This window comes from Bacillus sp. 3255 (assembly GCF_031456485.1).
Classification (GTDB): Bacteria; Bacillota; Bacilli; order Paenibacillales; family NBRC-103111; genus Paenibacillus_E.
In genome coordinates, this window is record NZ_JAVDUS010000024.1 from 61,107 (window position 1) to 73,624 (window position 12,518).

The window sequence follows — 12,518 nt, forward strand, 5'->3', positions numbered from 1 at the left end:
TTAATTGTATTACGACGACAGCTTACCACAGTCCATCCAGCATGGCGTCAAACTCTTGTTTGGATTTGATATGATAATGCCCGTCAACAGCACTCTCTGGTATAGAGTCAACATTCACGATTGTATGGGTTGCTGCTGTTTCAAGAGCTGCAATATCGGCTCGATTGAGTTTTTTATTTGATACTACAAGATATTTAAAAAAGTAGTCCCTCACCCAAAATCTCATCTTCAAATGGGTAAATAAAGATTTTAGTATATTGCCTTCATGAACTAATTGTAGACGTCTATCTGGGCGTAAAGAAGTTTTAACCCCTATACCAATCAATACCTCATTCCACTTTAATGAATGTTGCACTTCTTTATATAGACTAAATACCTTCTTCATGTTATCGATAGATAAGTTTTTGATTTCCTCATCGATAAGCAAATCTTTTTTAATAATAATAAAATCAGGATTGGATGTTATCATTTTCACGTTGTTTTTTTGCAATGAATTCAATAGTTCTTGCAGCTTACCGCGTGTATCTGATTCGAAAACGTCATGGAAATCTAATACTCTTACATTTGGTAACCTAATAACTGCGTAATTGTCAGATTTATGATAGCAATAATTCCAGGCCCAAACTGCTAATAGTACCTCGAACCAAGTCCCGCGGCTATTATTAAATGCAGTTTTGTCAGGTTCCTGATATCCTTTTTTTGCCGCTGACTCTTCGGCGTATTTTTGCATGTTCTTCATAATTTCTTCAACACTTCCTGTTGGCACTTCTTTATTATAAAGCTGCGAAGCAACGACAAATGGCTTTACCCTTGTCTTAAGTTCGCCCTTTTTGTTCGTGTATTGTTCAACGGGCTCCGCCTCTTCTTCCTCACCCAGTAACAGCAGAAAGTCCTCTTCCGACCCATCTAATAGTTCAACCGATTCTTCAATGAAATCAGCATTTTGCTCACTTTGCCTTTGCATTTAGTTCTCCCATTTCATTCTATCTAATGTTTTTGAAAACTCGCTCAAAGTACATAGTTTATTTTCGACAATTGTTACAGATATCCTCTTAAATAATGTAAAAGTGACATTTTCAAAAACGTCTGGCTTTAGGAGTTTGATTACTAAAATTGCATAAAAAAAAGCAGGCAAAATGCCTGCTAAACACCGACCCTTACATTGATGAATTCTAGTACGGTTTCTGCAATTCCCTTAGCCGCTAGATAAGGGACACCGTTACCTACAGTTTTAAAGGCATTGGAAAGAGTAATTTCCGGCGGCAATTCAAACTGTTTAGGGAGTGACTGTATTGCTAAGGCTTCAGCCACAGAGAGTCTTCTTGCCTTATAGGGATGTAAATGAACTTCATTATTACCATAAGCCGCAGTAGGAGAATATCTCCAGCGATGGAGGCGCTTATAAGATTTTTTTGAATCATCCCCTTCAGGTATCACCAAAAACTTCGCCAGCCCGGCCTTTGGGGTAAATGACATATGGGAGTTTGGATGATTATATACATCGTTAAGACGGAACCAATGTTCAGCTGTAAGTTCAGGCGGCACACCTTCAGGTATTTCCCTGGCTAAATCTTCACCGAACGGATCCTCTACAGGAAACGGAAATTCCATGATTTCTGCTAAAGGATATCTAACCTTTGCTTCCCAAGGAAAAATATCTCCCAAAGTTGCATTCTCACTCATTGTTATTCCCAGGTCGTTTAAATAAGACCCTTTTATACCAAACAAAATGATGCGCTCCCGTTGTTGCGGCACACCATATTCTATCGCATTAATCAGACGCTCAGTTGTCACATAACCCGCATCTTGTAACTTTTTCTTCATATGATCATAGAAAACACGATGTTTTTTAGTTCTCCATAACCCTTTAACATTCTCCAGCAGGAAGAAATCTGGACCTTGTTCACATATAATATCCACATAAGTTGCAGTTAACTTACCATTGTCACCTTCAAACCCACGGTTCTTGCCGCCTACTGAAAAATCTGGGCAAGGAGGTCCACCGATGAATCCAACTGGATTTCCTCTATCTCTGCAAATACTTATTAGTCTGCGTAACTCATCTGTTCCGTTTCTGGTTAGAAATTCTGTAACATCCTTATGCGGACAACCGAATTCCGGTAAATTCAACCCCATTTTTTTGCGTGAATACTCATATGTGGCGCGAAACGAATCATTAAACTCATTTATCATAACTACATTATATCCACTCATCTCAAACCCCAGGTCCAGAAAACCGGCACCCGAAAAAAAAGAAAAAATATCTGGACATTTCATGCTTGTTCTCACCTCTCCAGGGATTGCGTTCATGTATATCTGACTTTAAGAATCAAACAAAACAGGAACGCATGATCCTATGCCCTTATATAATACCATACAAGTTATGATAATGTACGACAATTTCCTGTAAATTTATTGTCGGGCGGATTCTTTATAATAATATATTCTATAGTCATTTTCAAAGATGGCAAGATGGAACATTTGGATAAGAGAGAATCAGGAATTGACATCCATGTTGAAAAATACAAGTTAGTTTTGATTGCGGTTTCGTTCAATCATTTTAATCACTCCTAGTTTAGGTTTTTCCATTCTCCTCATAAAATTAGAAAATGATATACCCATAGCGTCTTAAAACCATTCTTGTAGTAGCAGTCGTCTTTCCCCCTTCACTGGGTATAATTACTTATAAATTTTTGTTTGAAGAAACTTCCTCGACAATCCCGAGACTGCCGATTTATCTACCGGCAGTCCCTGAAATTTCACTACATCTAAAATCAAAGTACTATTTCAAGCAGAGAAGTCCATTTATAATCCTCACAGTAGAAAACTTCTGATTTTGCTTGATCAATGGTTTCTGCCATATGGTAAAATAACTTTTCATCTCTATAAATGCTATCCAAATGACGATATTTAAAACCCTTTTCGGTTTTCCATCTCATAATTAGACGAACAAAATCCCCCCCTTTCTCCCTAGTTCTATTTGTCCAAATATCAACAGAACTGAATACCAGGATGACTACACTAGGATTATCAGTACGCACTTCATATATAAGCTCCATTGTTAGGGTAGTCGGTATTTTTGATTCGACCGTAACATTTCTTGCACGCCTAGGCGGCTTAATAATGCAGTCTAACTCATATTCAAATACAGTACGCGAAAATGACATACACATAATTTTACTCCTCCTTAGATTCACTCATATTATTATTTCGCTTGATGTGCATTAAAAAGATTTCATTTGATTTATAACAAACCTGATGACGTTTGGTTCAACCGCATAGACCGTTGCTCCCCCCTTTCACCTTAGACTGAATAAATTAAACAAAAAAAAGCCGCTGTAGAAGTAAAAAACTCCCACACCGACTCAAGGCCCTGAGGCGCAAAAAAGTCTAAAAAGACTAATCAAGCTCCTCGATCATTATTTATTACCCTATGGTTTGTCCGAAGGCTTGTGCTCCAGACTACTATTTATTGACCAACTGGTCCCCACTCTCCATCTAATTTTATAAAGTTGGAGAAAATAATGTATTTCGTAATGTAGTGAATATAGCATATGTTTGTTCATTTGCCAACTTTTTTTCAAGCGATCAACAAATGATATTCTCCTCTATGGATCCTATTAAACTTGCTTAATGAAGTCCCATAACCTAGCACAATTATGGCCTTATTTTAAATTCTATATGTTCCGCTCCCTCAAATAGACCTAGCTTTTTATAAGCCTTTATTGTATACCCTCTGTCTTCTAATTCTATAGCCATATGTAGGAAGCTTAGAGCTTTTGAGATTAGCTCCTCTACGGTTTCAAGTCCCAACTTCTCCACCATCCAGTTCATTTGTTCAAAGAGCTTTGCATGTCCTTCTATTTCATCATCATGGTCGTGTTCTTGTCCACATCGACTACAGCTGCCCATGTATGTTCAACTCCCTAAAATCAATTTGATCGTACTTTGGTGCCTCTAGGACTCCCTCAGACAATTCTGTTTCCTTTATCGCATACAGGTTATATCCCCATTGCTCCAAATCAGCCACCTTAAACAATAAAGCCAATGCCTTAAGAAATAGCTCTTCGTTTGAGCTAATCCTAAGTTTCTCTTTTAACCAATTGATTTTCTTCGTAAGTTCATGCTGCTTCTTAATATAATCAGTCATATCGTCTTCTTTAAACTGTTTTAATAATAGATTTAACGAAATCGAGACATTTCCAATAATACCGAGTGTATTTAGCTTCTCTCTGTATAGCTTGACTATTGCGGCATCACCGAGACTTATTAATGCATCACAGTCACATTTGGATGTTGGAATATCAGTAACCGTAAGTTTCCCTCCGTTATGCGAAGCTCTTGTAGTCCAAGGAAGTCATTATAAGGCTGCTTACAAACTGAACAGATTTGCATCCAAGTCACGCCCTTTCAATTATTTCTAAGCAATCTTTACCGTAACGGTCGATATTACGGAATACTTCAAACTCTTTCATTTCATATGTAATTATCCACTCCTCATCATATATAAATCCGCCCTCCACTTCAGAAATGACATAGCCTAATAGGTCAGTAGCATCGGCTACGTTAGCATCAATGTAAACCTCTGGGTGTTGATATAACTTACGTAAACCCAAGCTTTGGTATTTTATTGGTTCATTTGTAATAGGATGATAAATTGTGAGGGTTTTAATATTTGTAATGTCTATCACTCTAATATGCGCTAGGTTATCTTCTTGAGTCTCTATACGAAAAAGTTTTCCATCTATAAACCACTCCTTACCATAATCAAATGATAAGCCTAACACCATATTAATCAGTGAACAAAAGATCATCTCATAATTTTCGAAGCCATCTTCTAAGATAAAATCATAAAAACCGTAATGGTGTAACCCATATGTCCGAACACATAATAGATTTCCCATTGTATCAGTTGTTACTATTGGATATATTGAGGGGTCATCGATTAGTATCATTGGAATCTCCCCTCACGCTACTAAAGGTTTGTTTAGCCCATTCCTCCAATGTTATGCCGTGCTTAAGTGAAAATGATTCATTCTCAGAAGAGTGCGAATAGATTCTGCATGCGAAATCATCGGATGCTTGTTTCGGATCGATATAATTATGTTCATTCGGTACAGCATGAATGAGTCTTACATACTCCCCTGACAGTAAACACCCTCGAGCATAAACTGGACTGTCTACATTTTCTGGAGCAACGGGTCCATAAATGGCACAATGTGTCATTATGTCGTTTAACTTCTCACATACACGGCAAGTTGGTACAAACATCTTCTTCAAAATAACCACCTCCCTTGGGAACACCAGTTCTAAATTAATGGTAGCACAGCTTTCGGAATTCACAAAATATTCTTGACCATTAATGTTTAACTGGATAAAATAAAAGCGTATCATTAAACAATTTCTTTCTCGTAGATCAAAAATCGTTTTCCATTACGATTCATGTTTTCATTTTCTTTGCCGCTACACATTCGGCAGAGTAGGGGTAATAAGAAGTCTCTTTTGTGATGTATTTTAAGACACAGGATAACTGTGTCTTTTTTACATTCAAAAGGGACTTTTTTTATTTCCAATTCTTTTACAAGGGGGTATTCACTCGGGATTCTTAGACTTTTAACAAAATAAGCATACACCGTAATATCTAGATATGGACGTATGAATATTGACCTCTGTCTATCAACTTAGAAAAAGCACAATACAAAACAACAGTTACCATTAGGAGGAGACTCTAATGAAAAAGAATACTCTTACTTTTAACGAAGCGTGGGAAGAAATATTTGAGAAGGCTATCTCCAAGGATAAGCTGTACGCAGAAGTCAGGGCTCTCCGCATTCCTCATACTCGAATAGGTACAAAAATCTTATTTCGAAGGGATACACTTGAGGCCTGGTTCAAAGAACAGGAATTCAAAATCTATTCAATACAGGCAACTTTATAATCCCCTATAAGAATATTTGGTCAGAAATTCAATTCAAATTTCTTTTCTTTTAATTTTGAAAACAGGAATGTATGTTCTATAATTATTTATAGTAATTGAATACCGTGATTATTATGCAGTAAAGGAGTGGCAGGATGGCAAGTATTGAAAAGCGGGGAGCAAACTCGTGGAGACTGGTTGTCGAAGCGGGATATGATGCAAAAGGTAAGAGACTTAAGAAATATAAAGCTATTAAAGTTGAAGATCCGGGTTTGTTAAAATCAGCAAAGCGTTTAAAGGAATACCTACAGGATGAATTAACCAGGTTTAAAATTGAAGTTGAGGCTGGAGAGTACATTGCACCTGAGAAAATGACATTCGAAGCCTTTGTAAGGGAATGGGAAAATAAATATGCAGTAAAACATTTGGCTGAAAAAACCTTCTACACTTACCAGTCAAATTTGAAAAATAGAATTTTGCCAACCTTCGGACACTTGAGGTTAGACCAAATAAAGCCTCTGCACATTGTGAGTTTCTTGGACGCTTTATCGAAGGAAGGAGCTCGTTTAGGATATAGAAAAGGTAATTTAGCCTCCGGTACTATTGAGATTAATCACAGAGTACTTAAAAATATATTTTCGAGGGCCGTTGAGTGGAAGCTAATAAAACAAAATCCTGTAGCGTCTATTAAAAAACCTGTCGTTCAACATAAAGAGAACGTTCCATACGATGAGAACGAAGTTGAGGAATTACTTATAGCATTAAGAAAGGAGCCAATTCATTGGCGGATTGTGGTAACGTTAGCTCTGACAACTGGATTAAGACGCGGCGAACTACTAGGGCTTGAATGGCATCATATTAACTGGGACACCGGTGTTATAAGTGTATTACAAAGTGTTTCGATGTCTCCGGCAGGCATACCCCATGTAAAGCAGCCTAAAACAAAGAACTCTATACGCAAAGTTGCGCTTCCCCGTTCAATGTTGGAAGAATTAAAAGAATACTACACACATAAAGTGGAAGAACGTAATAAGATCGGTGACAGATGGCAAGGAGGTGATTACTCATTTGTATTCTGTCATCCAGATGGTAAAGCATTTCATCAAGAACGGCCGTACCTTTGGTTTCGAGATTTCATTAAGAAAAATAACCTAAGATACATTCGATTCCATGATTTACGACATACCTCAGCTACACTGCTCATAAACCAAGGTGTCCATGCTAAGATAATTTCCGAAAGACTCGGGCATGGCAATATCGGTACCACGATGAACATATACGGACATGCACTCCGCACAGCCGACCAATCAGCCGCAGACAAGTTCGATAAATTTTTAATCAATAAGCAGCGCAATGAATTAGGCTCAAAGTGCTAATAAATATTATGAGACTTGGAAATCATCTCTCCTATAAGGAAGAACGAAAAACACTTAAAATTAAGTCTTATATGGGTGACGGGGATCTGAAGCGGGACTAATCTTATTTGATGTACATCTAGGATCTTAGAATCATCGACTAACTATAGCAATGAAAGCAGGTACTTGAAACAACCTGTTGCGAACATTTAGAGACCTCTAAGCAAAGGCTTAAGAGGTCTCCTTATTTGCGAGGGGCTGAAAAATACTTTTTAGCCGACTCTACATATTGGCAAGAATCCGTTTCGAACGTTGTTCACTATCCATGTTAGTATCTTCATTTATATTCTTTAAATCTAAGAGGAGTCCCATAAACAGTTTTTCCCGTTTCCTTTTACTGATGAAACCGAACAAACTATTCATTTTTATCACCACCTTTTAGGTGAGCTAGAATCGATAAATAACTTCAGTTGAAGATGTCAGCTTGCAATCTCGACGTTCATCATATTACATTTATTTACAAAAAACCACTTTGTCTCTTTTAATAAATCCTTCTAATTCCATTATATTTCCCCTTCATTGGTAATTCCAATATCTTATTGGTAGAAAAAACAACGGCTATTATCGAATCATTGAGGCAGTTCCAGTCGTCCCTTTCTCATAAAAGGAAATTGCCGTTGTGGAACATCCTGTGTTATCCTTCAGATAGACAGTAGTTCTTTCTTTAAAACATTTGTACTTTGGAGGGATTCCCAATGGAGAAACGCCCCAAAATTCATAAAACAAGTACACCCGGTTTTTACAAAGACAAAGGGCGAATAGGCCAATCAGGTACATCAGTTTCACCCAATGCCCAAAGCGACAAGTTACTTGAGGCGTTACCACAAGGTACCAAAGTTTTTGTCGGTCCATGCGTTGAAGGGGGAGACGCGGAATATATCCTTATTGCCAGCGGTAAGGTATCCCCCCATCAGAAGCCATCTTTCGCTCGATAAAACCTGGACGCGAGGCACATGCTGGCTGAGATTACCGTTGAGGATAAGGGAGTAAAAATTAGCAGCAAAATCTGCTGATGTAGCTAGCAAGCAAGCAGATTCTATCTATGAGGATACGTATGCTAATGATTTTTTTGCTCCAAATTAAGTAGAAACGAAATGCCCATTTTTATAACCCCCGTTCTCTTCTTCCGTACTGGACCACCTTCATCTAACTTATTTGCCTTGTTCCATTCGGTAAAAGCAAAAGACCCAAGGGACTTTGCTTTTACCGGCGATTCTAGATTCAAGAAGAGTATTGCCCATAATTTAATTTTTGGCTAAATAAATTGAGACGATAAGTTGAGTGGTATTTTCACCGACATCTGCAAAGTGTAAAGGAAATAATTAGTACGCCTTGTGGGAACACGTACATGGGTTAATACAACGGAGCTATTCGATATTTTCACCTGATTCCGTTAAAACGAGCTTAAGGCCCCTTTACACGAACTCATTTTTCGGACTATAGTGTACGAGCTTATCCTCCTTGATAAACCTTAATGACCTGTGTGCGGTTATGCCCAACTTCTTTTGTCACGTTTCTGGCAGCTACCTCTTCATCTAGTCCTCTGGACATTTCCTCCTCCATCCGAGCCTGGACATAATTGTAACGCATCCCGTGGAAAGTTAACGAACGGGATTCTCCGTCACGAAAATCAACCCTACCCTGGTTACCTTGCTCAGTAATGACCTTGTCCCGATGCCGGATAATGAACTGTTGCATCCGGTTGACAACGTGATGTACCTTCTCATCTGGCCCGACAAAGACCTTCCCTCCTCGTGGAGTATCTTTTAATCGCCGTTGTAGAATCGCTCTTGCTTTATCCGAGAGCGGAACATCCCGATGCTTACCGTTCTTGGCTTCACCCTTGATTGGATAGATACCTGTACGCAGCGCCTTTTCACATTGAGCCCTAGACATTGCTACCGCTTCTGTAACCCGAAACCCACATTCTTTTGTTAGGCTCATAGCATCTGTAATATCCGTTCTTCCTAAATTGGCGGCCAATTGCAGCATAGCGTCGAATTCTTCGTTGGTCCATGCCCGATCTCCATTAGCTGCCGGTGTTCTTTCAAGCACCATTCCATACACATTAGCCAACCCATTGTTATCGGAGATTTCGTATCGTGGATTCTGAACTAGCCCGTGCAAGTATCGAATCGCAGCGAGATCATTCTTGATTGTCTTTGCGGCAATTCCACATTCTTGTCTCATTTTTATATAAGCAACAACATGCTTGTCGTGGAGGTTACGAAGATTCTGCAGCTTAAAAACAGCATCGAGATAATCTATAAATTGATAGGAGCTTGCCTCGTATCGATTCCGCGTACTGTGACTATTTCTTCTTGTATGCCCAAAGCATACCTCCGCTTGTCTTCTAATTGATGATTTACGATCGAACCTCGAGTTTTTCTTCATTTTTTTCCCACCTTTAATCAATTTATTTTCAATGGCACGTGCACCGGACTTTAGGATCTGGAGGACCCACTGGATGCATTAACCGACTACGATTAACCAGAAGTAATAGCACCGACATTTGTTCTCAACCTCTGCAGTCCCTTCTCATCTGGGCCGGCTGAGCCTTCGGCCTCTTTATCATTTTGATTCAGCGAATCTGCCTATCCCCAACAGTGATCCTCACAATCATTTGAGAATCCTCCCTATTCGAGATTAACGGAGACTCATTCTCAAACCCCTCCTGCACTTTACTGGTTGAACAGATAGTCTGATACCACCAATCAAATTTATCTTCTCTTCTGAGATCATCTGTTGGAGCTCTTCCGTAAGATTGAGCAGTTGCATATATCGACGAGCGTTCGAATCGCTCATCCCTAGATTTTCGGAAACGTCGTATCGTGTCTTATCCTGTTCATCATGCACACTTTTCCGATCAGGCTCGAAATCCCAATAATCACATAGCAGCTTGAGATGTTTGGCCACCTTAATCGGATCACGCTCGGTACCACGTCGTGCCTTATTCTCGACCACTGAGAGGAAAACAGCTGCATTGTCCGTGTAGTTAACCCGCTGAATCGGAATCTAGCACAAGGAGCGGGTTTCGAATATCGTTTTGCTTGATATCTTGATGAAGGATTGCCCGTGCGGCCAGATTAATGCCGGAATGATATACGTCATTCAAAGGATGCTTTCGTAGATCCTGGAGCGGGACGAATAGGACAGTATCGCTGATTCAAATCATGATAACTCACCTCGTTATTGATTTTTGGCAAACTTTAAGCAAGGGTAACGATGCATCTTCATCATTTCCTCAAATGTAAGAACCTACGAGGGCTCGTCACTAATGGGTTCCTTCGGTTTAATCTGCCATTTCTCTCTGATGCTAATAACCTCAAAAAAGAGAGAACAGCTACCAATTTTGTTATCAAAGTACGGCTTTTTGAGTAATAAATGAGCGATCCATAAAGGTTGAGCTTATGCTCTGCTCGCAACGACCCACGAATATCTCGTTAGCAAGTGCTCGGCCCAAAGCCTGGTCGTCTTCTTGCCCAATAGATAGAAATATGAGCGGCGGGCGATCCCGTTCAAATGCACGCTTCTGCCCGTGCCTAGCTGTCTGGCGCCCATAATGAGCTGATAATGCAATTGGAATCCTTGTTGAAACATGATGTGATGGACGGCAACCGTATCAGTCACGCGATATGAATCTTTCTAGCCCCGATGTATACCGGTTAAATTCCGTTTCTCGATCAAGGCATCTATTTTCAAAGCCCTGCTCGCATGCGACTTTTTGTGAATCAGTTGCATGCATTATGTTTTCTTATTACTCCTTTAATGGACGCAAAAAAGGACGATCAGATATTAATCTGAGTCGTCCAAGTCCTTCTCTGTATGAGTTTCGGATTTTTATGGCTTTAAAAGCAGCATAAAATAAGCATTGTGCTTAGTTTGCTTGCTCACCATAGGTAACCTAAAACTTCGTTCGGCATCAAAAAAATATGCCACTCCTTGCAACCAATCAGAACAGTTGCATGCGTTGTTTATTACCAAAACCCACTTGGGAATGTATTACAGCCCTACTAGAGAATATCACCTTTGGCATTCGTTAGGCTAAATTTCACCCCGATAATACGAGAATTAACCTGCTTCTATTAGACGTCTAACGCCATCTCCACTCTTCGCTGAATCATTAACAGCAAAGAAAATTAATAATAATCATGTAATATACTTATCGTATCAGAAAATGCATGTATTTGGCAATATGTGGGCCAAAACCAAAACTCGCATTTAAATAGACTTTCAGATTCTTTTTCTTTTCGTAGTGTAAATGATTTTTTATCGGCTTCAGCGTCTTTTTGGAGACAAGCCAGCCTGTCACGATCGAAACGGCGGTGATGCCGATATTGGAGATGAGAATAATCGTTTTCAGCCGGTCGATGGCTAGATGCCTGATCCTGTCGTAGGTGGCAATCGTAATTGTGTAGGTTACTTTATTGGGCGATATTCGCGGAATTGTCATCGCACACAGCGGTATACCGTTCAACACCGGGTCCTATCGAAAGCAATTTCCCTCAAGTTGTTTGATCGATTCGGGCAAGGCGATGCGCTCACCTTGCTAGGCTCTGGCCCACTGAAATCGAACAGGGTTCCGCCATCGCAGCTTCGCAAATCTAGCCGCATAATAAAAAATCCGCCAAATAGGCGGTATTTTTTGATACTATTTACTCCATACGATCCCCATATAATGCCTTCAAAGGCTTCGCCGTTTAATTATCTGGCCGACAAGGCGGCTGGCTTCCAACACGAAATAGCCCGACAACAGAATCGTCAGCATGGCGTCAAGCGTCATGAATGTAGTACCGAGTGCGCCCGACAGATAGGACGTGTTGGCAACTAAAAAACCGACCCAACCGAACCCCACAACTAGGATCCATTTGTACGTGGTCAGACGGAACAGCCCCCAACTTCCTCCTGCTCCCGTCTTTCTGGACACAAACACCAACACCGCAAGCAGAATCGGGTTGATCAGGTTGAACAGAAAGCTGTAAGCTGCCGCGGCGGATTGCAGCCCCGATAACCGCCCGCACACTCCGATGCCCTCCGCTCCCCAGCCGCAGGAGACGATCCCCTGAACAACAAGTGCCCAGTACCCTATCCAGCATACGATTTGAATCGACCAATGCCATCGTTGTATCATACAAGCTCCTTTCGAAGTAAAAGAACCGGTTAGAGAGTGAGTTTCTAACCGGTCA

Annotated in this window: 13 protein-coding genes; 3 read left to right on the forward strand and 10 right to left on the reverse strand. The window is 40.0% G+C overall.

Annotation, left to right across the window (positions count from 1 at the left end; genetic code table 11):
- Positions 1-22 precede the first annotated feature (22 nt).
- The 6 genes from J2X61_RS30080 to J2X61_RS30105 form a co-directional block, all read right to left on the reverse strand.
- Positions 23-964: a Cfr10I/Bse634I family restriction endonuclease gene (locus J2X61_RS30080; protein ID WP_310193391.1), complete on the reverse strand. Its 942-nt coding sequence runs from the start codon at positions 962-964 to the stop codon at positions 23-25.
- A gap of 179 nt (positions 965-1,143) precedes the next feature.
- Positions 1,144-2,277: a DNA cytosine methyltransferase gene (locus J2X61_RS30085; protein ID WP_310193394.1), complete on the reverse strand. Its 1,134-nt coding sequence runs from the start codon at positions 2,275-2,277 to the stop codon at positions 1,144-1,146.
- Between the two features lie 497 nt (positions 2,278-2,774).
- Complete coding sequence (locus J2X61_RS30090) at positions 2,775-3,173, reverse strand: hypothetical protein (RefSeq protein ID WP_310193397.1); 399 nt, start codon at positions 3,171-3,173, stop codon at positions 2,775-2,777.
- A gap of 484 nt (positions 3,174-3,657) precedes the next feature.
- A complete protein-coding gene (locus J2X61_RS30095; RefSeq protein WP_310193400.1) occupies positions 3,658-3,912 on the reverse strand; it encodes a hypothetical protein in 255 nt (84 codons plus the stop codon).
- Entirely contained in the window at positions 3,899-4,150 is a 252-nt protein-coding gene (locus J2X61_RS30100) for a hypothetical protein (RefSeq protein ID WP_310193402.1), read from the reverse strand. The genes J2X61_RS30095 and J2X61_RS30100 overlap by 14 nt, the downstream gene beginning before the upstream one ends.
- Positions 4,151-4,400: 250 nt before the next feature.
- Positions 4,401-4,955, reverse strand: a complete 555-nt coding sequence (locus J2X61_RS30105; RefSeq protein WP_310193405.1) for a hypothetical protein — start codon at positions 4,953-4,955, stop codon at positions 4,401-4,403.
- Between the two features lie 776 nt (positions 4,956-5,731).
- Between J2X61_RS30105 and J2X61_RS30110 the strand changes: the two genes are divergently transcribed.
- The 3 genes from J2X61_RS30110 (at position 5,732) to J2X61_RS30120 (ending at position 8,267) form a co-directional block, all read left to right on the forward strand.
- Positions 5,732-5,938, forward strand: a complete 207-nt coding sequence (locus tag J2X61_RS30110; RefSeq protein ID WP_310193407.1) for a helix-turn-helix domain-containing protein — start codon at positions 5,732-5,734, stop codon at positions 5,936-5,938.
- A gap of 134 nt (positions 5,939-6,072) precedes the next feature.
- Entirely contained in the window at positions 6,073-7,293 is a 1,221-nt protein-coding gene (locus J2X61_RS30115; RefSeq protein ID WP_310193410.1) for a site-specific integrase, read from the forward strand.
- Positions 7,294-8,027: 734 nt separating this feature from the next.
- The gene (locus tag J2X61_RS30120; RefSeq protein ID WP_310193413.1) at positions 8,028-8,267 is read left to right on the forward strand and encodes a hypothetical protein; all 240 of its coding nucleotides are present in this window, start codon (positions 8,028-8,030) and stop codon (positions 8,265-8,267) included.
- A 517-nt stretch (positions 8,268-8,784) separates the two neighbouring features.
- On the opposite strand, the gene J2X61_RS30125 is transcribed toward J2X61_RS30120, so the two are convergent.
- The 4 genes from J2X61_RS30125 to J2X61_RS30140 form a co-directional block, all read right to left on the reverse strand.
- Entirely contained in the window at positions 8,785-9,726 is a 942-nt protein-coding gene (locus J2X61_RS30125) for a tyrosine-type recombinase/integrase (RefSeq protein ID WP_310193416.1), read from the reverse strand.
- A gap of 1,014 nt (positions 9,727-10,740) precedes the next feature.
- Positions 10,741-10,932, reverse strand: coding sequence for a hypothetical protein (locus J2X61_RS30130; RefSeq protein WP_310193418.1), 192 nt, complete (start codon positions 10,930-10,932; stop codon positions 10,741-10,743).
- Positions 10,933-11,494: 562 nt separating this feature from the next.
- Positions 11,495-11,809 (reverse strand): hypothetical protein, encoded by a 315-nt coding sequence (locus J2X61_RS30135; protein WP_310193421.1) that lies wholly within the window; start codon positions 11,807-11,809, stop codon positions 11,495-11,497.
- Between the two features lie 207 nt (positions 11,810-12,016).
- The gene (locus J2X61_RS30140; protein WP_310193424.1) at positions 12,017-12,463 is read right to left on the reverse strand and encodes a hypothetical protein; all 447 of its coding nucleotides are present in this window, start codon (positions 12,461-12,463) and stop codon (positions 12,017-12,019) included.
- Positions 12,464-12,518 lie beyond the last annotated feature (55 nt).

Excerpts from the sequence above, each read along its gene's own strand:
- J2X61_RS30085 (WP_310193394.1), bottom strand. The coding sequence starts at position 2,277 with ATGAAATGTCCAGATATTTTTTCTTTTTTTTCGGGTGCCGGTTTTCTG.
- J2X61_RS30100 (WP_310193402.1), bottom strand. The coding sequence starts at position 4,150 with ATGACTGATTATATTAAGAAGCAGCATGAACTTACGAAGAAAATCAAT.
- J2X61_RS30115 (WP_310193410.1), top strand. The coding sequence starts at position 6,073 with ATGGCAAGTATTGAAAAGCGGGGAGCAAACTCGTGGAGACTGGTTGTC.
- J2X61_RS30120 (WP_310193413.1), top strand. The coding sequence starts at position 8,028 with ATGGAGAAACGCCCCAAAATTCATAAAACAAGTACACCCGGTTTTTAC.
- J2X61_RS30125 (WP_310193416.1), bottom strand. The coding sequence starts at position 9,726 with ATGAAGAAAAACTCGAGGTTCGATCGTAAATCATCAATTAGAAGACAA.
- J2X61_RS30095 (WP_310193400.1), bottom strand. The coding sequence starts at position 3,912 with ATGGGCAGCTGTAGTCGATGTGGACAAGAACACGACCATGATGATGAA.
- J2X61_RS30090 (WP_310193397.1), bottom strand. The coding sequence starts at position 3,173 with ATGTGTATGTCATTTTCGCGTACTGTATTTGAATATGAGTTAGACTGC.
- J2X61_RS30105 (WP_310193405.1), bottom strand. The coding sequence starts at position 4,955 with ATGATACTAATCGATGACCCCTCAATATATCCAATAGTAACAACTGAT.
- J2X61_RS30130 (WP_310193418.1), bottom strand. The coding sequence starts at position 10,932 with ATGTTTCAACAAGGATTCCAATTGCATTATCAGCTCATTATGGGCGCC.
- J2X61_RS30080 (WP_310193391.1), bottom strand. The coding sequence starts at position 964 with ATGCAAAGGCAAAGTGAGCAAAATGCTGATTTCATTGAAGAATCGGTT.
- J2X61_RS30140 (WP_310193424.1), bottom strand. The coding sequence starts at position 12,463 with ATGATACAACGATGGCATTGGTCGATTCAAATCGTATGCTGGATAGGG.
- J2X61_RS30110 (WP_310193407.1), top strand. The coding sequence starts at position 5,732 with ATGAAAAAGAATACTCTTACTTTTAACGAAGCGTGGGAAGAAATATTT.